This is a genomic window from Bifidobacterium tsurumiense, assembly GCF_000741765.1.
GTDB lineage: Bacteria > Actinomycetota > Actinomycetes > Actinomycetales > Bifidobacteriaceae > Bifidobacterium > Bifidobacterium tsurumiense.
Window position 1 is genome coordinate 303,934 of the sequence record NZ_JGZU01000015.1, and the last position, 26,013, is coordinate 329,946.

The 26,013-nt window shown below is 54.1% G+C and carries 17 protein-coding genes; 3 read left to right on the forward strand and 14 right to left on the reverse strand.

Translation table 11 applies throughout. The annotated features are described in order from the left end of the window. Positions 1–190: 190 nt before the first annotated feature. Positions 191–2,368, reverse strand: a complete 2,178-nt coding sequence (locus BITS_RS07140) for an alpha-galactosidase (RefSeq protein WP_026641703.1) — start codon at positions 2,366–2,368, stop codon at positions 191–193. A gap of 145 nt (positions 2,369–2,513) precedes the next feature. On the opposite strand from BITS_RS07140, the gene BITS_RS09255 reads away from it, so the two are divergent. Together BITS_RS09255 and BITS_RS07150 are read left to right on the forward strand one after the other, a co-directional pair. After that, positions 2,514–3,314 carry a hypothetical protein gene (locus BITS_RS09255; protein WP_160249596.1) on the forward strand — a complete coding sequence of 267 codons (801 nt, stop codon included), beginning with the start codon at positions 2,514–2,516 and terminating at the stop codon, positions 3,312–3,314. A gap of 100 nt (positions 3,315–3,414) precedes the next feature. Beyond that, positions 3,415–4,038 carry a YesL family protein gene (locus BITS_RS07150; RefSeq protein ID WP_051264307.1) on the forward strand — a complete coding sequence of 208 codons (624 nt, stop codon included), beginning with the start codon at positions 3,415–3,417 and terminating at the stop codon, positions 4,036–4,038. 183 nt (positions 4,039–4,221) lie between these two features. Here BITS_RS07150 and BITS_RS07155 read toward each other — a convergent pair whose 3' ends face one another. The 6 genes from BITS_RS07155 to BITS_RS09260 all read right to left on the reverse strand — a co-directional run bounded on the left by BITS_RS07155 (position 4,222) and on the right by BITS_RS09260 (position 12,125). Beyond that, the gene (locus BITS_RS07155) at positions 4,222–5,262 is read right to left on the reverse strand and encodes a LacI family DNA-binding transcriptional regulator (protein WP_026641705.1); all 1,041 of its coding nucleotides are present in this window, start codon (positions 5,260–5,262) and stop codon (positions 4,222–4,224) included. Between the two features lie 214 nt (positions 5,263–5,476). Then, complete coding sequence (locus BITS_RS07160; protein ID WP_026641706.1) at positions 5,477–8,185, reverse strand: glycoside hydrolase family 2 protein; 2,709 nt, start codon at positions 8,183–8,185, stop codon at positions 5,477–5,479. Between the two features lie 106 nt (positions 8,186–8,291). Beyond that, positions 8,292–9,197, reverse strand: coding sequence for a carbohydrate ABC transporter permease (locus tag BITS_RS07165; protein ID WP_081693481.1), 906 nt, complete (start codon positions 9,195–9,197; stop codon positions 8,292–8,294). Between the two features lie 150 nt (positions 9,198–9,347). Continuing rightward, positions 9,348–10,274, reverse strand: coding sequence for a carbohydrate ABC transporter permease (locus tag BITS_RS07170; RefSeq protein WP_238556565.1), 927 nt, complete (start codon positions 10,272–10,274; stop codon positions 9,348–9,350). A gap of 209 nt (positions 10,275–10,483) precedes the next feature. Further along, positions 10,484–11,878, reverse strand: coding sequence for an ABC transporter substrate-binding protein (locus tag BITS_RS07175; protein ID WP_193345823.1), 1,395 nt, complete (start codon positions 11,876–11,878; stop codon positions 10,484–10,486). Next, positions 11,772–12,125 carry a hypothetical protein gene (locus BITS_RS09260; RefSeq protein WP_160249597.1) on the reverse strand — a complete coding sequence of 118 codons (354 nt, stop codon included), beginning with the start codon at positions 12,123–12,125 and terminating at the stop codon, positions 11,772–11,774. Before BITS_RS09260 ends, BITS_RS07175 begins: the two co-directional genes overlap by 107 nt. Before the next feature lie 260 nt (positions 12,126–12,385). On the opposite strand from BITS_RS09260, the gene BITS_RS07180 reads away from it, so the two are divergent. Next, positions 12,386–15,940, forward strand: coding sequence for a glycoside hydrolase family 2 TIM barrel-domain containing protein (locus tag BITS_RS07180; protein ID WP_026641710.1), 3,555 nt, complete (start codon positions 12,386–12,388; stop codon positions 15,938–15,940). 175 nt (positions 15,941–16,115) lie between these two features. On the opposite strand, the gene ilvC is transcribed toward BITS_RS07180, so the two are convergent. From ilvC to BITS_RS07215, 7 genes are all read right to left on the reverse strand, one after another. Beyond that, positions 16,116–17,168 (reverse strand): ketol-acid reductoisomerase, encoded by a 1,053-nt coding sequence (ilvC, locus tag BITS_RS07185; RefSeq protein WP_026641711.1) that lies wholly within the window; start codon positions 17,166–17,168, stop codon positions 16,116–16,118. A gap of 455 nt (positions 17,169–17,623) precedes the next feature. Then, entirely contained in the window at positions 17,624–18,922 is a 1,299-nt protein-coding gene (locus BITS_RS07190; protein WP_162141984.1) for an MFS transporter, read from the reverse strand. Between the two features lie 663 nt (positions 18,923–19,585). After that, the gene (locus BITS_RS07195) at positions 19,586–20,449 is read right to left on the reverse strand and encodes a carbohydrate ABC transporter permease (RefSeq protein ID WP_026641713.1); all 864 of its coding nucleotides are present in this window, start codon (positions 20,447–20,449) and stop codon (positions 19,586–19,588) included. After that, positions 20,449–21,327 carry a carbohydrate ABC transporter permease gene (locus BITS_RS07200; protein WP_026641714.1) on the reverse strand — a complete coding sequence of 293 codons (879 nt, stop codon included), beginning with the start codon at positions 21,325–21,327 and terminating at the stop codon, positions 20,449–20,451. Before BITS_RS07200 ends, BITS_RS07195 begins: the two co-directional genes overlap by 1 nt. 85 nt (positions 21,328–21,412) lie before the next feature. Then, positions 21,413–22,693 (reverse strand): ABC transporter substrate-binding protein, encoded by a 1,281-nt coding sequence (locus BITS_RS07205; RefSeq protein WP_026641715.1) that lies wholly within the window; start codon positions 22,691–22,693, stop codon positions 21,413–21,415. Between the two features lie 457 nt (positions 22,694–23,150). Further along, a complete protein-coding gene (locus BITS_RS07210; RefSeq protein WP_026641716.1) occupies positions 23,151–23,798 on the reverse strand; it encodes a YesL family protein in 648 nt (215 codons plus the stop codon). 282 nt (positions 23,799–24,080) lie between these two features. Beyond that, positions 24,081–25,670: an MFS transporter gene (locus tag BITS_RS07215; RefSeq protein WP_034533487.1), complete on the reverse strand. Its 1,590-nt coding sequence runs from the start codon at positions 25,668–25,670 to the stop codon at positions 24,081–24,083. Positions 25,671–26,013 lie beyond the last annotated feature (343 nt).

Consider the following 26,013-nt stretch of genomic DNA (forward strand, 5'->3'; position numbering starts at 1 on the left):
TGCAAGCTTCATTACTTACTGAACCGCTTAAGTAGTAACTATACAACGTCATGAGACGATTTGCAACAGCCCTGCACGCTTATTCAACCCCTGCAGGGCAGTCGCAATTCATGGATGTGTCATGTGTCCTTTGTGGGCCACTTGGTCGCTCACTACGTCGTCAATAGGCTCAACCCAGAGCAATGGGATGCTATTGAATACTTTCAATATCCAACATCACCGCTTGAAGAGGCCACAATGTCGGAAGCAGCAAACCAACCTCACGCAAAAGCAATCCGGAAGTCACAAACCCATCCGGTTCCATGGCAGCCGAAAGCCACTGCGGAACGACCCAGCCCCATGAGGTTTCACCAATCTCGCGAACCACGCGAATACGATATTGCCCATCGTCCCGAAGGCCGGGAATATGCAGACTTTCCTGCATGGCATCGCGAAGCACATCCACACTTGCCACAGTCCATACGGCATGCGATCCGTCAGGTGCCACAACACCTCGTGCACGCAATGCGGGCTCCGCAAAATCAGCATGCTCAACGATTCCGGAATGCAATAGGTCGCGATATCGCTTGTATACACCGATAATCGACTTGACAGCGGCTAACTCACCATCCGCGCATTCCAGAATATTCCACTCCAAACCGGAGCATCCCATCAATGAAATAGCCGCACGATAGCTCAGCGCCGCCGCCCTGCCGGTGGTATGCGCAGGGGAAGGCCCGATATGCGCGCCGATCAATTCAGGAGGAACCACCAGCTCAGTCCACCGCTGAATGTCAATGCGATCCCGCGGATCATTGGAATCCGAACCCCACACACGGTCGGCATATGCCAGTATTCCGGCATCAGTACGAGCACCGCCCGAAGCACAGCTTTCGATCTCCAACTTTGGGAATTGCGTTTTCAGCTCTTTGAAGAGGCGATAACACGCCAGCGTCTGCGCATGCAAACCGTAGCGTCCGTCATGAACCGGTTCCGTGACTTCGCGGTTATGATCCCACTTGATGTAGTCGATGCCGAGCTCGTCAATAAGCGCGGCCATCTGCGAATGCACATGCTCATAGGCTTTCTCATTGGCCAAATCAAGCACATATTGATTGCGATAGGAGATATCTTTCCTGCCCGGCACCGCATCTTGCGCAGCCAAGATCCACTCCGGATGGGCCCTTCCGACCTCGGAATCAAGACTGACCATTTCAGGCTCGAACCACAGGCCGAATTGCATACCCAGATCATGCACATGCGAAGCCAGACCATTCAAGCCGTTCTTCCATACGGAACGATCCACAATCCAATCGCCCAAACCCTTGGTATCGTCGCGGCGGCCGAGGAACCATCCATCATCGAGCACAAAACGTTCCACGCCCACCATTGCGGCTCGATCAGCCAACCTCATCAAGGTCAGTTCATCATGATCGAAATACACGGCCTCCCATGTGTTCAATGTGAAAGGTCGAGATGAGTGAGCGCGCATCGGCATCGAGCGCAACCATTGGTGGAAGCGGGCCGAAAGCCCATCGAGACCATGCTCGGACCATGAGAAGCACACCGTAGGAGCTTCATAGCTCTCCCCCGCATGCAACCGCACCTCACCAGGCCCCAAGAGTTCGCCAGCGCCGAATACCGGCTCATGTTGAGGCAACACATCACTGCGATAAGTCTGGTTACCGCTCCATGCGAGATGGCAACCCCACACAACGCCCTTCTGGGACTGAGGTTTGCCTTGGGACAACAAGAACATCCATGGAGACTCGTGACCGGTTTTTCCTTTGCGGCAGTCTCTGGTTATGGATCCCACCGGAAGAGACGCTATGCTGGGTTGCTTTTCCAAAGGCCACCTTCCGGTGAATTGCGTCAGCGTGTCCACGCCCTTGGGAACCGGCATAACAGCATCAAGCCAGTGCACAGAAAGTGCAGGCATATCGGCATCCTGATGCTGCAAATTGCGGATGCTCTGCTTCACCGTCACCAAGCCACCATCTTCAATGGCAATGCGCAGGCTCAGGCCTACTGCATGGGCGCTGTCCTCCGCCTCGACCATCACGGCGCTGGACTCGCCATTCACTTCTGTGCGTACCGAATTCCACCGCACGAATACCGGCGCATCCTCACGAGAGAGTTCCACGCCGGGTCTGCCAGACCAGCCTTCTGCGCCTTGAGGCAGCAGCGAAGGACGCCACGCCGCATCGGGTCGGCTGGGCGGGGTGTCACGTAAGGTCATGGCATCAAGCGCCTGCATATCATCAGACTCACCTTCCAACGGCAATTCCTTGCCCCAGTACACCACTTGTGGCATTTCATCTTGTGGGGTTTTCAGTATTATCTGCACGCCATCTCGTTGCGCAATGACATGTGGTCCTTGGTCAAACATCGGGTTCCTCCTCATCGCATCAGTGCGAAGCACATCGACGTACCGGTCACAGTGGCCTTACCGGAGTATATCTTAATCGGTTCAGCACTGCGCTCAATAATACGCTATGCTAGAGCCATACGCATGGAAGGATGACCATATGCACATGCTTCACACTCCAGGCGACGACGCCCAGAACGCACAGCCTAACGATATGCAATCGGCGCTTACATCGGACGAAGAGAATCGTGCCGTGCATGATTTGGCAGCCCAGGCCGCGCCCCTGCCACGTTCCCGATGGCATATGTTCGTGTCATTGCAAGGATCCCAACGCTGGCGCTATTTTCGCGAGCAGCTTGCATTGAGGACTGCTGCGGTTCTTGCCGCTCTTGCCGTGGTCATCTTCCTTGCAGTCCAACTGCTCACCCCCAAAGCTTCGCCGCAATTGTATGTGGCGATAATCAATGCAGACGCCTCGGATAGTTCAGTATCGCAATGGCAAAATGCCATAGCCGAGGCCATCGGACTGCAGAATGGCCGCAATGGAGGCGTGTTCATCGATGCCAATTTCGACTTAAGCGAGGGCGGACTCACCAAGTTGCAAACCCTGCTGCGCAATGCTCAAATAGACGTGATCATCGCACCACGTGACGCTTTTGTAACTCTCGCCGGATACGGTTATCTCACCGATCTGACGCAAACGCTCACCGTTTCCCAGCACGCCTTGCTCAAGGATGCAATGGTCAAATTCCCAGGATTTGATGACAGCCACGAAGATGATCTGGATTACGATGGATCAGGCAAGGGGGCGGAAGAAGCTTTCGGAATTTCCTTGGCTCATGCCGAGCATTGGGATTCAAGTCTTATCGGCTCGGACAGCGAGGATCTGGTGGGACTGGCTCAAGATTCACGCCACCTCGCGCAGTCTCGGCAGTTCATCGATTATCTCGACATCAGCAGCGAATAATCCCATCGCACACAGAGCTGGAATGCAGATCGAACATCGAAGAATAGATGAATACCAAAAACACGACGAGCCGCAACAAAGCGCAACAAGGAGTAAGTCCATGAATATGTTCCAACAGGACAGCCGTTTCACTACTGCGATGTCGACTGTGGGAGACCTTGCACTCCTCAATATCGCATGGACACTATGTTGCATCCCGATTGTCACGATAGGGGCTTCGACCTCGGCGCTTTTCGGCACGATCCGCAATATCCAAGAAGACGATGGCGCCCGAGTCCTTCACCAGTTTTTCTCACTATTCACCAGACGTTTCTCCACCTCGCTTGCCTTGACGCTTATGAGCCTCGCCTTCTACGCCTTGGCAAGCTTTGATCTGTGGTATCTGGGTCATGGCGCAGGTGGTACCGATATGGCGGCATTGGGCTACGGAGTATGCATCGCACTCACCTTCGTGGTGACCCTTGCGACTGCATTCGTCTTCCCCAACGCTTCGCGCAGCAATGCCTCCGCATGGAATCAGGTGAGGAATTCCGCTCTGCAGGCATTACGACGCCCGATTCCTGCACTTTGCATCACCGTTATTAACGCACTTCCTGTCGTCATCGCCGTGATATTCCCATGGGGGTTGGGATTTGTTGTGTTCTTCTGGAGCCTGCTATTCACCGGCATCAGCGCATGGTTCATTCAGCGTATTGCCAATCCAACATCCAAAACGGAGGAATGACGGCATTCGCATAGCATTCTCTGAACGGCCTGACCGCGCAATCGAGTATGGGTGCAGCCATGTGCAAGAGACTGATAACACGGACGATGCCGACATCATCGCAACGCCGTCTCCTTGCAATGACGCTGATACCTGCCGGATAACCCAGATGCCACCGCCACGGATGAATACAGGCACTTACGGCTATTCGTCATCCGAAACAGCATTCGGCGCTCCGGTCGAACCGCGTTGACGCATTTCATACGGCGATTCCATGATATTTTCCACCGGCTCGCCATTGATCATTTTCAGCAGCATAGGAACGGCCTTGGAACCCAACCGCGGAATATCTCTCCATAAGGCTGTGATCGAAGGCGTTGTTGCGGTGCAGGCAAATGAATCATCCCATGACACAATCGACAGGTCATCGGGCACAATCAGCCCCTGTTCCTGAGCCACATGTAACCCTTCAACCGCCATAACGTCATTATCATAGATTATGGCAGTCGGCCTGTCAGCGAAGGCAAGCAATCTATTGGTGCAATCCCGGCCCTGCTCTGGCGAATAATCCGAATGCAGGGAATCGCATCGCATACCCATAGCCGAAGCCTCGGCCATGAATGCACGGTCTCGAATGAAGGTGTGCGCATAACGTTCAGGGCCCGCGACGCGCGCGATATGCTTATGTCCCAGCTCGTGCAAATAATCCACGATAAGCCGCGAACCATAGGTATCGTCGCTGGTTATCGCCGGCAGTCCCTTGGTTACCGAAGGATCGGCAATGGCTAATACCGGCACTTCGGGGTGCTGCTTATAGAGTTCAATGCGGGAATCGCCTATCTCCACATTGAGCACGATCATGGCATCGACGCTTCCCGCGGCTATCCAATTGCGGTGTATGCGCATGGCGCTGTCCGGATTGTTGACTACACGGATAAGCAATGAGTAATCGTTGTATTCGAGCTCTTCGCCCAAACCTGCAAGCAGTTCCATAAAATACGATTCCACAGCGAAAACGCGCGAATCGGTGACAATAACCATGCCTATTGTGCGCGTGCTCGCATCCGACAGTGCTTTCGCCGCGCTATTGGGCTTCCACCCCATGGATTCCGCGACCTTAAGCACTTTCTCCCGTGTCGACTCAGATACGCCAGGCTTGTCATTCAAGGCATATGACACTGCGCTATTGGAAACCCCAGCTGCCTGTGCGACGTCCGATATGGTCACTTTTGATTTCGACGCCATAAACACCCCGCTACTCGACCACTTGGTCGTTCTATTGTACTGCCAACTATAAGGGAAAACCAAGTATCCCCAAGGACGTAAGCGCTTCACATCCGATTGCCGACCGTATCATGAATACTTCCAACTACTCAACTCTTCGACGAGCACGTCACAATAATAAAGGTGCCTCACCGCATGAACGTTGAGGCACCTGAGCTTTCATCGCGGACGCGGCTTACTCATGCTTCAGATCGTTGGCCGTGCGCAAAACCGATGATGCGAGGAATTGCTGCGGATCGTCAACCTGCTCGGATGCGATATGCCACTGCACGCTCTCGCCGGGAAGCAGGGAGACCATCCCCTCATCCACACGAGCCTGAGCATTGACCTTATCGACCATGCAGAACACGTCTCGAGCGTAGCCCACAGCTTCCAGAGTGAGCGCATACCCGCCTTCCTCGGCCTCGATCGAAGCCTTGAGCGGCCGGATGTCCAGCTTCTGGTCGATAACCTCTGCCGCGTTGTAGATGGCACGGGCGAAAGAAGGCCCTTCGACTCCATCTTCAACCTGCGGAGTCGCGACAATAAGCTCCTCGGCCGGATCTTCAAACTTGCGAACCTCTTCGTCTAGGAACACGGTTTGATGATCGACTGGACGCAGAATCACATCCACCCGCTGCTCGGCCAAAACCTCTCCGTCAAGGCGAATGCGCTGGATCAGCCAGGTTCCGGACCACTTCTGACGAGTGTCATTGGCAAGGACCAATGCCAAAGTGTCGCATTCGGGCTTCTTGCCCTCCCAGCTCAGATCCTTCCACACCTTGTCGGAAATACGGGGCTGTATGGTTGCCAAACGATGTGCGAAGAAATCACGGGATGCGTACCACAGCGGCTTGCGGTGGCCATAATAATCCACTGCTGCCCAGGACACGACAGGCCAGTCATCGTTGAGCTGCCAGATCAAGGCGCCTGCGTTCACGGGTTCCAGCGAGCGCATATGCTCCACGCCGAAACGCAAGGCATGCGCCTGCTGCAACTGGCATGCCCAATGCCAATCTTCGATGTCATCCCAGTTATCGGTGGGAATGAGCCAATCACGAGTGCCGTCTTCCTTGTAGCTCACGTCATCCAGATGACCCGGAGTCAAATGCGAACGCATACCGCGGGCCAGCTTGTAGTTGCCACCGCTGGCCTTTTGGTGCACCAGCATCTGATCGCCGAATGGCTCTAGCACTTCATCATGGACCACACGTGTCAATGTGCTCCAGGCCGGTGGCGCCTGATAGCCGAATTCATCGGCGAATCGCGGGGTGTATTGGGCATACACGCGGTAGTCCTCGCGATTCCACGCATCCCAGATATGCATAGTGCCGTCGGTGTCGAGATTCGGAGAGGTGTATTTGCTGAAGCTCATGGGCGAGCTGGGCAGATACACCCTGGTCGGATCCATCTCATCGAGCAGCCGTGGGAAGAGATGAGAGTAGTACAAGTCACCCCAACCCTTCTCACCGTATCCATATTCATTCGCCGGCAGATCGTCATCGCGCAGAGCCTGCTTGAAACCGAACCATTCAGCGTATGCCACGTAATTCTCGTTGGATCCGTTCCATACCACCAAGCTGGGGTGCAAGCTCAAACGATTGATCTGTTCTCGCGCTTCGGCCTCGATTTCCGCACGGGTATCGGCGTCCTCAGCGTATGCAGCACAAGCCAGCATGAAGTCCTGCCAGACCATGACACCCAGTTCGTCCGCCAACTCATAGAAGTCATCGGACTCATAGATGCTGCCACCCCATGCCCGGACCATATTCGAATTGGATTCGACCAAGTCCGCAAAGCGCTGCGCATACACATCCCGTGTGGCACGGGTCATGAAGGCATCCACCGGGACGAAGTTGTATCCCCTTGCATGAACGGGAACGTCGTTGATATAAATCTGGAAAGGCCTACCGGTCGCATCGGCCTTGGTATCTACGCGAACCGTACGGAAACCGACCTTGCCTTCCCAGGATGCAGGGCGGCGATCGGAACCAGCCGAGCCGACTTCGACCGTGAGATCATACAGTGGCTGATCGCCATAACCGAGCGGCCACCAACGCTTCACATCGGGGACTTCCATGGTCAAGACAACGCTATTGCGCCCCTGAGGAATCTGCTCCAGCACCTCTCGACCATCGTTGCCATCGCGCAGACTCAGACTGACAGGAATGGCTTCTTGACCTTGTAGCGCCTTGTCAGGCGAAGGAACCCTGCCAACTCCGGCTCTTTCGATTTCCACCGTGACGTTGAGCACACCCGTGCCGTCCGGACGAATATCAACCAGCGGACGCACCGCGGAAATTCGCGCACCCGACCATTCATCAAGGCCGATGGGCTGCCAGATACCGGCACAAGCCACATCGATGCCCCAATCCCAGCCGAATTGATATGAAGGCTTACGAATTTGGTTGAATGCATGGTGCTCGGTATGCGGATAATAGCCATTGCGCTGCTCACGCACATCCGATTCACGGACCGAGGAGCTGAACGCCACCGTAATCACATTCCGGCCGGGCTGCAGCAGCTCACGAACATCCCAACGGTACGAGCGGTGATAGTTATTCGCACCGCCGACAATTCGGCCATTGAGACTCACCGTCGCCACGGTATCCAGTCCATACGCCACCAGGTCAACGCGTTGGGAACCCTTGGACTGCCAGTCGAACGTGCTTTCATATTGCCAATCGACATCGCCAATCCATTGCTGATGGCGCTCGTTGTCACCATCAAAAGGCTCATCGATAAGGCTTGCACGCTGCAGGTCCAAGGTCACCTCGCCGGGGACCTGGGCCGGCACACCGGCAGCCAAGGTATCTTGCAGGGATTCTGGCGCCACTTGAGGATTGAGCGCTCGAACGCGCCAATCACTGTCCAATGGGCTGAATGTTTGGGGAGTGGTAGTCATAATGCTCCTTCTTCCGTAGTGGCGGCTGCCATATCAAGTCGGCCGCCACCAAGATTCATAGGCGCTTGCGGCACTGCACCGTCCGCAAGCACAATCCGTCGTATGCTTATTCCTTCACGGCACCAGCTGCAATGCCGTTATAGATCTGCTTCTGGAAGACCAGGAACAGAATCAGCATGGGCAGCAAGGTGATGATGACGCCTGCGCAGATCAGGTTGTATTTGCTTCCCATAGGTCCCGTAAAGGAGTACAGCGCGATGGCGATGGTCTTGAGTTTGCTGTCCTGCAGATACAGGTTTGCGGCGTAGTACTCGTTGTAGACGCCCACACCCTTCAAAATCATGCAGGTCACGATTGCCGGCTTGAGCAAGGGCAGCAGGATCTTCGAGTAGATCGTGAAATACGAAGCGCCATCCACGATTGCGGACTCGTCCAACGAGACCGGAATGTTTTCGAAGAACTGGATGAACACGTAAATTGAGATGACATCGGTGCCGCACATCATCAGGATGTAGCCCCATAGGGTGTTCACCGCATTCAGATGCACCATGATGGCATACAAGGACACCTGCATAGCGATGCCTGGAAGCAGGGCGGCCACCGCGAACATACCGCGGATAATCGTATTGCCGGGGAAGGTGAAACGGCTGAGCACATATGCCAGCTGGGTTCCGATCAATGTGGTGACCACCAGAACAAACACCAACACGATTATGGAATTCACGAAGGCGAGCCCCATATTCGAGGTTTTGAATGCCTGCACGTAGTTATCGAAATTGAACCAGTTTTCAGGTGCCTGCATAACCGAAGTGGATTGATATTCCTTCTCGGTCTTCGCGGCGGTCACGACACAGCTGACCACAGGAAGCAGGAAGCAGAAGGCGAAGAAAATCAGGCTGAAATACTTCAAGGCCACAAGAATGCTGCGCCTGATGTTGTACCAGCTCAATTCGTATTTGCCGATATGGGGCTTGCTGGCGCTGACTTGCGCTTGCATGGTTACATCACTCATGACTCCACCTACTTCCTCTCTGCCGTTGCGATCGCGGCGACTTGCCCACTCGCCCGTTTTCCATTGCGGAACAATGGGGCTGCCTTGGCCGAAACGCGACGGCGCTGACGTGCGGAACGCGCTGCCTGCTTACGAGCCTTGGCAACACCGTCATCGGCATTTCTGAACACGTATTTGAAGAAGACCTGCTGCAAGAGCGCGCATATCAAGATGATGATCAGCAATACCACGGCCATCGCGGATGCCAGACCGACCTTCTGATTGACATGAGCCAGGCGATCCATACGCACGAAGTATGTTGCTGTGCCGTTGGCACCGGTTGTGATGACGTATGGGCCTTCGAATGCCGAAAGCGAGCCGGTAATGGAAAGAATGATATTGAGCACCAGAATGGTTTGATGCCGGAAGAATAATATGACGGAACTGCTGCCACTTATTGGCGCCGTCGATTTCAGCCGCTTCGTACATGCTCTGGTCGATGGACATCATGGCGCCTATGAAGAGGATGACGTTCTGTCCCAGATATCGCCATATTGATGCGCCCACAAGGGACCAGTTATTGATGGACTGATCTTTCAGCCAGTATGGTAGGTTGTTGAGGTCAAAGCCGCACCATTGCAAAACCGTATCGAAAACGAATCCGCGAGTGTAGAAGAACTTGAAGATGAAGCCGACTGCGATGCCGTTGATCAGGTAGGGGAAGAAATAGATGCCCTTGAACACATTGCCGCCGCGCACCTTGAATGCCAAAATCGTTGACAGGTACAGAGCGAGTGCCACCTGGATCAATGCGCCGATCATGTAATAGACGCTGAGTTTGAGCGATGACAGCGTATCGGGACGGGTGAAGACCTGGATGTAATTCTCCCAGCCCACCCATTTTGGAGTGCCGATGTACTTCATGCGGTAGAAGCTGTATCCAACCATGCTTCCAAAGGGAAGATAGGTGAAGAGGACCAGCAAGGCCACCGGAATGGCACTGAAAGCGACGATGGTGAGCCCTTTTCGCCAATCACGGCGGTAGGTATTGAACGGTATGTCTGCGCTGCCGTTCGGAGCAATGGTTCCCGAAGACATGACATCCCCTTTCCTTTGAATGTTGGAGTGTATTGGCGATGCTGATAACCGGTCGACTTGGCTCGGCTTCTTGGGTGATGAACCGTCGTCTTCGAGGCGGGTCATCCGGTGCGCACATCTCGCGCCGTTGTTGTAAGAATGGTCATGGTGAGGGCGCGGCTGCTAGGCAAACCGTAGATGCCGCGCCCTGATATGTGTGGATCCGTGGATTACTTGGCTACTGTGGTGTACTTGACTTCCACGCCTTCGCTTTCCAGAGCGGAATTCCACTTGCTATTCCACTCGTTGACCATATCGTCGTAGCTCTGATCCTTATTGGCTGCGTGCTCGACGATGGCCTGGATTCGTGCATCGCCACCGGCGTTGATGGCCAACTCGGATTCGGTGTTCAGAGTGTTGAAGAGATCCTCTTCGCCATCCAAAGCCGGCTCGTCCACCACGAACTCAACATCTCCGAAGTCCTCATAAAGCTCAGGAAGCGTGTCATTGTCCTTGGCCACTGAAATGCCGCCTTCGTTGTATGCGAAGTTGGACTTCTCGGTCATCCACTTGACGAAGATCATGGCAGCTTCCTGATGATCCTTGTCGGAATCCTTGTTGATGCCGTATGCGTAATCAGCGCCTGAGGAGGTGTATTGCTTGCCGTCCACGCTGATCGGGAATGGCATGTAGCCGACGTCGTCTGGGTTGTCGCCTGCATCCTTCATCTGGGAAACTGCCCAGGAGCCCAGCACCATGGTGGCGATTTCGCCATTGTTCATCTTGGCCTTGCTGCTCTCCCAATCGGTTGTGGAATAGTCGTCTTCGGTCAGTCCGTCAGAAACAGCGTCATACAGGATCTTGTACACGTTGTATGCATGGGTGTCGTCACCGGGATCGGAGAACGGATCCTTGGTGTGCTCGAGTTCTTGGTTCATGTATTTGGCGTCGCCGGTTGCTGTAGCGCCGATGTAGGCATCCCATGCGCCCATGGTCCAGCCTGCAGCATAGTTGGTGTAAAGCGGAATGGCGCTGGTCTTGTCCTTCACAGCTTGCAATGCGCCGATGAACTCTTCCGGTGTCTTTGGCAATTCGGTGACGCCGGCCTCTTGGAAGACCTTTTTGTTGTAGACAATGCCCATGGCGTTACCGGTGCTGGAAATGCCGTAGACTTCGCCCTTGTATTCCTTGTCGTGCACGTACTTGATGACCTTATCCATGCCATCGGTGCTTCCATACGACAGGAAGTAATTGCTCAATTCAGCCTTATCGATAGCCGGAATCATCATGATGTCGCCCCAGTCGCCGCCCTGCAGACGGGTCATGGCGCTGTCGCCGTAATTCGTGCCGGCCTCGACATTCACTTCGATATCGGGATACAGCTTGTTGAATTCAGCGATATATTCCTTCCAGGAAGTGCCAGGATAGGAATCCTGAGCCATATCAGTGCGCTGAGTGTAAAGCTTGATTGAGGTCTTGATGTCTTTTCCGGTGGTTCCCAGATCAATATCGGTGTACTTAAGGCTGGTGCCGCTTGATGAGGACGACGAACCCCCGCAGGCCGCCAAGCTGAATGCGCACAGGCCTGCGATGGCCGCCGCTGCAATTTTCTTCGCTGATATCATTCCTGTCTCCTTCGTTGGTCTTTCGACTGAAACGATGACCGGGGCGTTGAATCCCGATCCGCTGTGCACCGATGCCGTTCACCCGTGAACCGCCGCCGCGCACCTCCCTGAAACCGCTCCATTTGGGGTTTTTCAGTTGAGATAAATTGAGAATAACACCGAAAAAATGCTTTGTCAACCGGTTAAGTTGATTTTGATGGATTTTATAGCAATCATTCGCAATAGCCGATGTTTCACGACTTTGCATAATCGATATTGAAGCGTGCACAACCGTTGTAATTTATGGCTTATCAGCCACTATTAAGATATTTCCACAGCGCACTGTTGCAATAATTACCATTCGTTAATTAACTTAACCGGTTTTGTTATTACGCAATCCATAACTGTTTATCAGTCCGAAACTTATCTATTTCAGCAACCGCCGTCACAGATTCCCCGACATATATCCCCGTGCCGGCATAATAGGTAAACGGTGCACCGCAGCATATCCTCAAGAAAGGCAATGGCATGTTCATCCCGTCCTACTTCGAAGATCTCAATACCTTGCATGTCAATACCATGCCGAACCGCGCATATTTCATCCCTTCAAGCCTGCCCACTGATACCACAGGAGAATTGCGGACACAATCCGACCGCTTCACACTGTTGAATGGCGATTGGGATTTCGCGTATTACAACAGCCTGTATGACTTGGACGCCGAGATCGAGCGAGCACATAAAGCCGGAGAACCGGCATTCTTTGAATCTGATTTCGCCGCATCGAGCGCCGACCGCTCTTCCGGATTCCACACCATGCCGGTCCCCGGTGTCTGGCAGATGCATGGCGAAGACCGCCACCAATACACCAATGTCAATTATCCCTTCCCCATGGATCCGCCATACGTTCCGCATGACAATCCCTGCGGCGTCTACATCCACGAATTTTCCTATTCGCACGACGAAGCGGCACCTCGGGTATTCCTGAATTTTGAAGGCGTGGATTCCTGCTATTACGTATGGCTGAATGGCAAATTCGTGGGATACTCGCAAGTCTCGCATTCAACCGGCGAATTCGAGATCAGCACGACCATCGAAGACGGCACCAATACTTTGGCGGTGCTAGTACTCAAATGGTGCGATGGTAGCTACTTTGAAGACCAGGATAAATTCCGCATGTCGGGTATTTTCCGCGATGTGTACCTCATTAACCGTCCTCGACATGCCATTCGAGATTTCTTCGTCTCCACGCCCATCGATTGGTTGAGCCAATCCGAAGCGCTCGCCCTCGAAGCGATAGCCTCCGAATCTGCACCGGCAGTGCCCAGCTCGGCAAAGGTTCGCATTGAGCTCGACTTCCTCGATTCCTCTCCCATTCCCGTAACCGCACAGTTGTATTCCGCGGACGGTGACCTGATTGCCGGTTCGCTGGACAGCCCCCGCAAGGCAACAGCGGAAGAAGTCAGCCCGGAAGGAACCCCGCTCAGCGGGACCGCTGACGAAAACCGCCGATCTTGGCCTGACCAACCCCAGTGGGCCTCCACAATCGAGTTGTCAGTTCCCGATCCCACTGTTTGGAATGCCGAAAAGCCGTATCTCTACACATTGGTTCTGAGCACCGAGAACGAGTACATCACACTCCCCGTAGGCATTCGCGAAGTATCGGTCCAGGGCAATGTGCTCACCATCAACCGTCATCCGGTGAAGCTGCATGGCGTGAACCGCCACGACAGCGATCCCATAACAGGGCCGGTGATCAGTCAAGAGCAGTTCCTCGAAGATCTTTCCATCATGAAAGCGCATAATGTCAACGCAGTGCGCACCAGCCACTACCCCAGTGCGCCGCATTTCTATGACTTCTTTGACCAATTCGGATTCTATGTCATCGACGAGGCAGATAACGAAAGCCACGGCACCACAGCCACGATCCATCAGGACACCAGCTGGGAAGCCACTTCAAAACGGTGGAACACGGTCATTGCAGACAATCCTGACTTCACCGAATCCACGGTGGATCGTGTCCGTCGATGCGTGAAACGCGACAAGAACCATGCCAGCATCATCATGTGGTCCATGGGCAATGAATGCGCCTACGGATGCACGTTTGAAGAGGCATTGGCCTGGACCAAGCAATTCGATCCCAGCCGACTCACCCATTATGAAAGCGCTCGATATGTGAGCGATAACCGTGTATACGATTTCAGCAATCTCGATGTGCACTCCCGCATGTATCCGCCATTCGACGAGATCGAACGGTATTTCAGCGAAGAGGGCCCGCAGGGAGATGGCAGCAACGGCGATGACGGCGACAATGGGCGCAAACCATATGTGATGTGCGAATACTCCCATGCCATGGGCAACGGCCCGGGAGACTTGGAAGATTACCGTACTCTCATGGAACGCTACGATGGCTTTATCGGTGGTTTCGTCTGGGAGTGGTGCGACCATGCCATCGACCGTGGCACCACACCCGATGGGCGCCGCATATATGCATACGGCGGCGATTCACACGAATATCCCCATGACTGCAACTTCTGCATGGACGGCTTGGTGTATCCCGATCGAACTGTGCACACCGGGCTATTGGAATTCAAGAATGTCTTCCGCCCGCTGCGAGTTACTGCTGTGAACCAGAACGAGGGAACCGTCACCCTGCATAATTATCTGGATTTCCTCGATGCGGCGCAATATGCCTTCCTCACCTTTGAATTGATTGTGGACGGCGACTCCATCGCATGGGCTGCTTGGGAAGAGGATCCCGAGGCGGGCGCGGCGATGCGCGAATCCATGCCGGGCAATTACACCCCGCAATGCCCGTCCATTGCACCTCATGGGGAAAGCACGATCGACATACCCCAAGAAGTGATGGAGGCCATTCCACATGCAGGGAAAGCCTCGCTTATCGTACGCTCATACCGGCGCATGGATGCACGCCTCATGCCAGGCGAGGAGCTGGGATGCGATGAAATAGCTCTGCATACAGTCAATCCCCGGAATCAATATGTGGTCGATATCGCTGATAGACTCAGCCTGACATGCGACGCTAACACCAATACCGCACTTAATTCTGCCGCTCAAACCGCGAGCTCCCAACTCCAACAGTCTGGTGCTCATGCACACTTCGACAGCAAGTTGGCCGCCGATAAAGCCATGCATATTGAAGAGGATGCATCGCGCTTGATTGTCTGGAGCCCTGATTTCAGATATGAACTGGACAAACGGACGGGTTTGTTCCGCAATATGTCATGGAATAACCACAACCTGCTCGATCGCCCTATGGAACTCAATATTTGGCGAGCGCCAACCGATAACGACCGATATATCAGGCATGACTGGGAGCGTGCGCAATATGACCGCGCATACGCTCGCGCCTATGAGGTCAATATCGTTTCCCAAAACGCAAGCAGCATCTCCATCCATGCTCGCATGGCGTTGGTGGCGCCCATCGTACAGCGTATTGCAGACATTGACACACAATGGACCATCACGCTGGACGGCACGGTGAGCATGAGTATGAATGTGCTGCGCAACACCGACTTTCCGTTCCTCCCGCGTTTTGGACTGCGTCTGTTCCTTCCCCCAACCATGCGCGATGTGTTGTATTGCGGCCTTGGCCCGCAGGAAAGCTACGTAGACAAGCATCACGCCAGCTATCACGGCATCTTCTCGGGCACTCCTGACTCATTCTTTGAGCCATACCTGAAACCGCAGGAAAATGGCAACCACCATGACTGTGATTGGATGAGCATAACCGACGGTGATTACACGCTTACCGCAGCCGGAATCTCAGTCGTAGGGGATGCACAGTCAGCCGAAGCAATCCGAACGCCCGCGGCTCTGCCATCCGATACAACCGAAACCACCACCGCAATGCAGACCTTCGACTGCCAGATCCTGCCGTACACCCAGGAAGAATTGACTGCAAAGCAGCATCTGCATGAACTGGAACGCAGCGATTCAACGGTGCTGTGCCTGGATTATATGCAAAGTGGCCTCGGTTCGAATAGCTGCGGCCCTGCACTCGACCCCCGGTACAGGCTGGATGCCGAGCAATTCACCTTTGCGCTCACTTTCACGCTGGAATAGCCTGGTCACAGGAATCCGCACCCGCGGCATATCTCCAATCGCGGGTTGTTAACGATCCTTGACAACCCGCCAATAACGCAAGTGTGCCGCACCGAATAGCTTATTGCTACCGGTACGGCACACTGCAAAACTAGCGCTTATTCAGCCATTCTCAGCCGATCTCACGCAAGGCGAATCACTGCACCTGGGTACGAGCGATCTTGCCGTTGAAGGACTGGGCCTCGTCCTGATCCTTGACGCCATCCTTGTTCCAGGAGAACATAGCGCGCAGCTTCGGGCCGACCTCTTCGATCCTCTCGTGGCTGTACTTCTCCTGCAGTTCCTTGAAGTGAGGAGCGCCGGCATCCTGATCGTCGATGAATTCCTTGGCGAAGGAACCATCCTGAATGCGCTTCAGATGGTACTGCATGCGCTCGCGGCAGTCCTCACCGATCACGGTGTTGGTGTAGTCGCCATACTGAGCGGTATCGGAGCAGGACCAGCGAGCCTTGTTCAGACCGCCTTCGTTCATCAGGTCAACCAGCATCTTCAACTCGTGGCAAACCTCGAAGTAGGCGATTTCTGGCTGATATCCGGCGTCGGTAAGCACTTCGAAGCCCATTTCGACGAGCTTGTTCACGCCACCCATAAGCACGTTCTGCTCACCGAAGAGATCGGTTTCGGTCTCTTCCTTGAAGGTGGTCTTGATGGCGCCTGCACGCAGAGCTCCCAGTGCCTTGGCATAAGCCAAGGTCAGATCCCAACCGTCTCCACGCGGATCCTGCTCGACGGCCACAACCACCGGCACGCCACGGCCCGCTGCATATTCACGACGGACGATATGGCCTGGTCCCTTAGGCGCGACCATGAATACCGGATGGTCTTCGCTTGGCTTGATGTAGCCATAATGAATGTTGAATCCGTGTGCGAAAGCAACTGCCGCACCCGGCTTGATATTGGGCTCAATATCGTTGGCCCAAATCGTGCGCTGGAACTGGTCAGGAGCCAGAATCATGATGACATCGGCTTCCTTGGTCGCGTCTGCCACAGACTTGACCTCAAGTCCCTGCTCCTTGGCGAATTCGACGGACTTGGAGGTAGGACGCAGACCGACCACCACGTCGACACCGGAATCACGCAAATTCAGTGCGTGAGCATGGCCCTGTGAGCCGTAACCGATGATCGCGACCTTCTTACCCTCGAGCACAGAGAGATCGCCGTCTTGTTCATACCAGATTTGTGCTGCCATATTGGGCACTCCTTATAAAGATTTAGTTGTAATACATCTTGAATATTGAATGATGACCAATGTTCGCGATGAACTCTCTCGCACGAGGATTTTGTCCTTAGCTTCAGCCCATCTTACTCAAAGCATTCAGTTGTTTCCGTGCCATTCCACCAGTCGGGCAGAATACGCGAAGAATTTGCAGAGCCGATGACCGCACCTAGGTGCCGTACGCATCCGGTGCGAACAGCTTACGGCCTTATGGCGGAGGGTGAGTCATAGTCATGAATTGCTCCTTATTCAATGTGATGAGTCGATTTTCATATCATCGTGTTGAATTTTGCTACTTCACGGCTGCACGCCGAGGAAGGATACCCGTTGATGGAAGACTGAGCGGTTACCGCTTAGGATGCTTATTGCGAAGATGCGAAGTCATCGTGCATTGCATCCAACAGGAATGGATACCGCTACGGCAGAAACTATGCACTGAAATCAACGTCCCTTGTCTCCCGGCAAGTCAGCACAGCGACAAGGCAGCACAACGCCATAACCGCAAGGTACAGTCCGACCGAACGCACACCCCAATGAGAGCTCAGCCATGTGGCGACTGCGGGAACGAATGCCGCACCTACGATCGCTGCGAGGTTGTAGCCGATTCCAGAACCTGAATAGCGCACATTCGCATCAAATAGTTCAGGCAGGAATGCTCCGATTGGGCCAAAGGCCATACCCATCAAGGCAAAGCCTACACACAGGAACACCATCACGGCGGCCGCATTGCGATACCCCATCAACAGATATGGGAACACGAGCGCAAACACCACCAAAGCGCAAGAGGAAGCCACCAGTACGCGCCTTCTGCCAATGCGATCCGCGTACACGCAAGAGAACACAATCGACGCTGCGAATACGCATACGCCCAGCATCAGCATGAGCAGATACTCCTGATTGGTGAAGCCCAATCCGCCGCCACCGCGCTCGCGATCCTTGGTGCCATACGCCAATGACCATGTGGCCAAGGTGTAGAACAGCGTGTAGGTGACCGCGACGATGAATGTGCCCTGGATAAGCTGCTTCCAGCTCTTGCGGAACACTTCGCGCAGAGGCGATTTCACCACGGTGTTTCGTTGCTGCGCCAGGCGGAATACCGGGGTTTCCTCCATCTGCACACGCACCAGAAGTCCGACGATCACAAGCACTGCGGAAAGCAGAAATGGCACACGCCATCCCCATGCCAACATCGCGGCATCATCATTGAAGGTTTCAAGCAGGAAATACGTGCCATTGGAAAGGAAGAAGCCGATAGGAGCGCCTAGCTCAGGGAAGGAGCCGTAGAGTGCTCGCTTGCCCTCAGGGGCGTTCTCAGTTGCCACCAAGGCGGCGCCGGACCATTCCCCGCCAAGGCCGATTCCCTGCACGAAACGGCAGAGGCACAGCAGCACAACCGCCGCGATACCCCATGTGGCATAGGAAGGCAGACATCCGATCAGGAAGGTCGCCACACCCATGGTGAATAACGAGACCACCAAAGTAACCTTGCGCCCCATGCGGTCACCGAAATGTCCGAAAACAAGAGAGCCCAGCGGACGTGCGATAAATGCAATGGAGAATGTCAAAAGCGACATCAGCAGGGCCACTGTGGAATTGCCGGTGTCCTGGAAAAACACTTTCGGGAAGTAGTTCGCCGCAGCCGTGCCATACGCGTAGAAATCGTAGAACTCAATAGCCGTACCCACCATAGAAGCCGCAATCACCGTGCGTACCGACGACCGGCTCATTCGATCCAATTGCGCATGAGCGCGTGAACCCACTCCTGTTTCCGGCGTACCCATTACGCCGATCTCCTCTGTCATGCTTGACTCCAATGCTTAAGTCTTCGCATTCGGACTGTGTACAGGAATGCCCTTGTGGGGCGGTACAACAAAACCCTGCCGCTGTGTGGCAGGGTCTTTACGCTGGATTGTGTCCGCTCGGGCTCTGCCATCGTTGGCGAGTCCGAACCATATGTCGAATCAGTCCGCCAACGAAGACGGAATAATAATTCGAACAACTAGGACCAAATCATGCAATTGCATTCCAACCATCGTGGCAGACCTCCTTTCGATATTCGTTATCGTATTCATCGGTGCTTTACCGATGCTCATAAGCTAGGTCGCATGGCAGTGCTCATACAAGCGCCTGTTCACAATGTGACACAGATCACTTTTGAAATCGTGGTTTCGCACCGTACAACACAACCCCGAAAACACAAGAATGCGGCATACGAACGTCCAACGAATAGCCGAAGGGAAAAGCCCTTCGTTGGCGGACTCGCTCGCATGCCGCAAGAACTATGCCACATAACCCATGTCGTATGAGGCATGGAGTTGGTTCCACATTCCATGATGCGGACCATGCCACTCGACCTGAACTGTGAAGCAAAGCAATTTTGCGCTGTTCAGTTATCCCTTCACTGCGCCGGAGGTTACGCCTTCCACCACAAAACGCTGGAGGAACACGTACAGGATGAGGATCGGCAGCATAGCCAGCAGCAAGGCGGCCATGATCAAGCCGATATCAGTGGAATAGGTGCCGTAGAAGGCCTGGGTTGCAATCGGGATGGTGTAGAGTTCCTTGCGGCCCAGCACCAAGGATGGCAGCAGGTAGTCGTTCCAGAATGCCATCGCATCGATTATGGTCACCGTCGCGATGGTCGGCTTCAAAAGCGGGAACACAATACGCCAGAACGTGCGCCACTTCGAGCAGCCATCGATTTCCGCGGCCTCTTCAAGCTCGGCAGGAATATTCGTGCGAATAGCACCGTGGAACATGAAGGTCGCCAAGGATACCGAGAAGCCCACATGCATGAGGATCAGCGTGATGCGGCTATTGAGCACGCCCAGCAAACCGCCATAGACGGAGACCAGCGGCACCATAAGCACCTGGAATGGGATGACCATCGATGCGATCATCAGTGCGAAGAGGATGGCACCAGCCTTCCAACGCGGATTGCGCACAATCACATATGCAGCCATTGCGGAGAACACAACCGTCAAAATCGTTGCACTGATCGTGATGATCGTGGAATTGGTGAACACGGTCCAGAAGTTCATCTTCTCCATGGCCGCCGGGAAGTTGGCCAATGTGAAGCCATGCTTGCCGACCAGCGACAACGGGTTGGAAGTAATGTCAGCCTTCGTCTTGAAGACGTTGATGACCACCAGGATGAACGGTGCGATAAACAGCAGAAGCAGAACTATGAGCACGGCCCACAGCAGGATACGGGCGATGACCTTCCTTGGATTCATTGCTTGTGTGTTATTCATTATGCTTCCACCTCGCCCTTCTTACCGATGTACACCTGCAGCACGCCGATGACCGCGCAGATGACGAACAGCACCAAGGCTTCGGATTGACCGATACCGTAGTTCTTGTAGACGAATGCCTGGTTGTAGACGTGCATTGCGGCCATAACCGAAGAGTTGAAAGGTTCGCCCTTGGTCAACGAAAGGTTCAGGTCGTAGACCATGAAGCATCGCGTGGTGCTCAGGAACAGGCATTGCACGAATGAGGAGCGCATCAGAGGAATGGTGACATTCCACATGGCCTTGGACGGGGAGCAACCATCGATCATGGCCGCTTCTTTCAGGCTTTGATCGACGCTCATGAAGCCTGCCACATAGATGAGCATCATATAGCCGGCATATTGCCACACGGAGACGAGAATCAAGCAGAACATTGCGCCATTCGGAGTGGAAAGCAGCGAAGGCGTGGTCTGTCCGGTCATAGCCTCGCCGATGGCGACGAATGCGCGGTTGAACACGAACTTCCACACATAACCCAGGACGATGCCGCCGATGAGGTTAGGAATGAAGAAGCCTGCTCGGAAGAAGTTCTGGCCTTTGATTCCGCTGGTCACGAGGTAGGCCAGCAGGAAGGCCACGATATTGACGAGGATGACGGCAATAACCGAGTACACGACTGTGCGCCCCAAAGCTTGCCAGTACGCAGTATCGGCGAACGCCGCTTTGTAGTTGTCAAAACCGACAAAAGGCTTGGTCTTGGATACGCCGTCCCAGCTTGTGAAGGTCAGATACAAACCGTAGAAGAACGGTATGATGACCACTGCACAGAACAGAATCCCCGCCGGGCCGGCGAACATGAGGAACTGCCCTAATTTATACGAAAATTTATTGTGCTTCATAATGCACATCCCTTCTTGCGACATGCGGTTGGACGGTGGTTATGGCACCGCCCAACCGCTAACCGTAACGAGGATCAGATCCTCATCACTTGGTGTCGTCGGAGAGCGTTGCGCTCTTCCAGTAGGCTTCGATAGCCTGAGCAAGTTCAGCGCGGTCCACCTCGCCAGCGAGGTACTTCTGCATTTCCGCACCGAGCACTGAATAGTGATCATCAGGCATGTAGTTGTAGCTCGGGATGAGCTTGCCTGCATCTGCATACTCCTTGACGGAGGCGCCCAGAGGATCGGCAACGGTCAGGGTGTTGTTCTTGAAGGGGGAAACCATGGAGCAATCGTTGACGATGAAGGACTTGCCTTCGTCATCATTGACCAGCCAGTTCAGGAAGTCCTTGGCAGCAGTGCGCTGTGCGTCAGAGGTGTTGGAGGAGTTGTCGATGAAGAAGAACTTCGAGCCACCACCGACGAGCTTCTGGTTGCTGCCGTCATCGGTGTCCTCAGGAACCGGCATAATACCCATGTTCTCGGAATAGTCGTACTGGTTGAGCACGGACCAATCCCAGTTGCCGCCGAACATGAATGCGATCTGACCTTCTGCAAGCTTCTGTTCGGTGACTTCACGCTCTGCGGAAATTGCAGTGGAGGCCGCGTAATTATTGGCCTTGAGCACATCGAAGGTGTCCATCAAGGAGTTGTACTTCGCATTGGAGTTCAGATCGACGCCGCCGTCATGCAGCTCCTTGATGAATGCCGAAGGATCCGGCTGCTCCTCGTAGACCTCAGCGAGGAAGTGGGCCGCAAGCGACCAGTCTTCCTTCATGATGCCTGTCGGGGTTTCCATGCCGCCGTCCTTGAGTTCCTGGATCAGTTCCTTGAAGGAATCCAAGGTCTCGTAATCTTCTGGATTAAAGTCTTTTCCGGTGACCTTCTTGATTGCATCAGCGTTGTAAATCAAACCGCGAGCCTCGACGCTCACAGGGAATCCGTAGGTCTTGCCATCAATGGCAATGGCCTGATCCGTTTCCTTGACCCAGTCCTGGTCGCTCAAGTCAACAGCATGCTCCTCAGCCAAAGAGTAGACGTCCTTGGCGTCCACCATCGAAATCGTGTATGGCTCGTTGGATGCGTACTTGGTTGCCAAATGGGCCGCAACCGTATCGCTTGAGTAATAGACCTCGAGATCCACACCCTTTTCTTCGGAATACTTCTTGGCCATCTCTTCCATCTGGCTTTGAATTTCCATCTTGGAGTTGAAAATGGTGATCTTGGTTTCATTGCTTGAGCTTGAGGTACCGCAGGCGGACAGCATTCCGATTGCCAATAATGAAGAGATTGCAATCGCACCCATGCGCTTCCATGACATACCCATGGTCTTTCCCTTTCTATTCCTTACGTGAAGCTACTCTGCCTCGCGCCAGTTCGAAGGTCTTCGCCACCGACGTACGCTGTCGTTTCAACGATTCTGACTATCGAACCGGTTAGATTATCTAACCGGTTCGATAGTACATGAAACGCACTCGCTTGTCAATCGTTCTACGCTCGCTCACTCGGTTTTCAAGCGACCGCACAGCACCCCAGCCAGGATTCCATTTCACATAGTTGGAGCAAAAATAAGAAAGCACAATACATACATCGATGAATCAAAATTGCGCAATGCCATTGATACACGAAACGCACTCCCGCCGCGTTCACTCATACGCGTGTCGCGCGCGACCCTGACTTATCGCATACAGTGGCAATTCACTTCGTAACTATATCCTGCGAAGAATCGCCACTACACGAACAAATGCACATCAGTAAATAGTTCTTCACAGCAACATGCTGCATTATCCGTGTGAAGCCTGACCGCCCCGCACGTCTTCACCATCGAGCTTTCGGAACACCGTGTTGTACAGCCATGCGCAGCAATACTGAGGCAGAGTAATACCCAGAAGGATTATGCCCGGAATCGCATATGCGAAATAATGCACATATGCCACCGCGAATGCACCCAAAACCACAAGCATTGCAAGCGTCCGAGGGAAATATCCCACAGCCAGCATGGCGGCATTCTTGACCTGAACACGAATCGGATCCTCATATCGTGACAGCAACGGGAATACATATTGCGCCATAACAACGACCACGCAACCAACAATGGCCACCACAGCACCCATCATCCACTGCTGTTCCCGAGGCAGGGCGAGCAATACCATCACGTCCACCGCCATAATGATGCCGACCACAAGAAACACGAGCCAAATCAGGGTCGCCTGTTTGAAATTGCGTTTAAAAGAATCGAAGAACTGTCGGGAAATATAGGTTTCCTCTCCCCTGACCATATGCCATAGCACATAATGCATGGCCGTAAGCGAGGCACCTGCTGTCACAATCGGCAGGCACATCAGCAAAGTCAGCAGATTGAGCACAATGAGATCAAAGAAGGTGCCCATGATCTTGAAAAACAGATTGTCCTGGTTGAAAAATCGAGACATGACTTCTCGGCGACCTTTCTGACTGCTCATCATGCGAATTTATGCGTTCACACAGCGCCTACGATACGGCATCATCGCCCGCCACGCCACGCATGAATGCGAACTGCTGAGCCATACAGGCCATAAATGCAATGGAAACAAAGTAGAGGAAACATCAAAGAAGCTGGACCGCCCCCCCCCCGACCTTCGTATCTGACCGCCTTCGTTCCGGCAATCGGGTGCGGCACAAACGGGCGCATCCCAGTGCATTTTGCCACTTTGGATGCGCCCGCGGACTTTGCGCTATTTCACTGACTTAATACGCATAATCAACCATGCCGCAAGAAGCACGACGGCGATTGAAACGCATAGCACAATGGTGTAGGCGAAGGCAGGGGTTTGCTGCACGCCCATGATCTGCTTCACCGTGGCAACAATCAAAGAGGTGGCTGCCGAACCGATAACCGTGGAGAGCGTATTGGCAAGGTTGAGAATGCCCAAATCCTTGCCGGCTTCTTCAGGATTGGGCAGCACCGCCACATTCAATGCCTGATCGATGGCGTTATATGTGCCGTATCCAAGACCGGAGATGCCAGCGAACAGGTACATTCCCCACGCATTCGGCAACAGCAGTGGCATGGCAGCGCCTATTGCAAACAGCACGCTGGAGAGCGCAACAGGAACTTTGCGACGCCCTATTGCATCAGCGATCGGACCTGCGCCCAAAGCGGCGATAAGGGACACCGCCAAGGTGATTACCGCCATGCGCGCGATAAGCGCAGGAGCCAAGGTGTCCGCATCGGGATTGCCGGCGTAAATATAATCAGTGACGATGTACAGCAGATACGTGTACAGCATCCAATATCCGCCCATCATCAGAGTGCGTCCCGAAAGCGCATAATAGAAGTCGGGGGCATTGCGGGGGAAACGCAGGGAGCGCAAGAGCATTCCTGCAGAGAATGGCTCGTGGCTTTCACGAAGCGAACTCTTCTCTCGCGGCCAAATCGCGACGGTGATGATGCCAATCAACGAAAACACCGCAAAGCCCATCATCCAACCAAGCCAAATGCCGTTAGGCCTGTCCAACAGGCTTGCGCCGACCAGATTGCCCAGAGTCTGTCCCGCTGCGATACCCGCACCATAGAATCCAGAAATCGTGCCACGGAATTTATCCGGGACTCGATCAGACATCGTCGCCACGAAAGGCGCGAGCATGACGTTGAATCCCAGCTGTGCCGTGCACCAGAAGACGAGAATCAACGGGAAGGAATGCGTGGTGCTGATCAGGCCCATGGATGCGCCCGCGATAAGGCCCCCGGCAATAATCCATGGAGTACGCTTACCGAAGCGGCTTCTGGTCAAATCCGAGAGAGTGCCGAAGAGGATATTGGCCACCAAAGCCACAATCGAACCGCAGATGTTGATAATGCCCAACATCATCTCTTTGCTGCCGGCGTCGATTTGCTCCAATACGGCGGGCAATACCAGTGAAGTCAGGGCAACCCACGGAATGGCACAGACCAATGCGCACACCACGAATCCCACGCCAAGGCGAATAACCTCGGTTCTGGTAGGCACATGCCCATCAGCACTCGCCATGGGATCGCGCATATCCAGGAATGCCGAATCCATATCCGGCACTGCTGCATCGACGCTCGCCACCGCGGCTACCGGCATGGATTCCGCTGTCATACGCGTGGCCTGCACGCCGGCACCCGTCTGGCTGCTCACGCCACTACCCTTGGGCGCTGGCATCGGCACCGCCAAGCGGGCTATGGCCTCTTTCTCTTCCGGGCTCAGCGCTTTTTCATAATCCGGTCGATCGTCGATTCCCGGGCGAACGAACTGGGCGCCTGGCAGCGGCTGCTGGGGACGCTTATCATCTTCAGTCATTGCTTCCCTTCCTCCGGGGTATTGCTTATAGATTCCTCACAACGGCATTCCGAATGGCAAAGAGCGCGAATATCGCATGCTTCCTCGTAGAATGGTCACTCCTCCAGCCACCGGCTTCACCGCACCACCAACCACAGTCACGGCGTAGAGGCAATACTTAACCGCTACACCATGGCCTGCGGCATTGCACGTACACCTTGTATTGTACTGAGCCAGCTCGATTCCCGCACAGGATGCACACCAAGGTCATTGATGTGCGCCTGGATACTGGCCCAAGCACAAAAAAGTCGGAGATATCCGCGGCATGCATTGCCACAAATATCTCCGACTGCGTTGTCGAAGG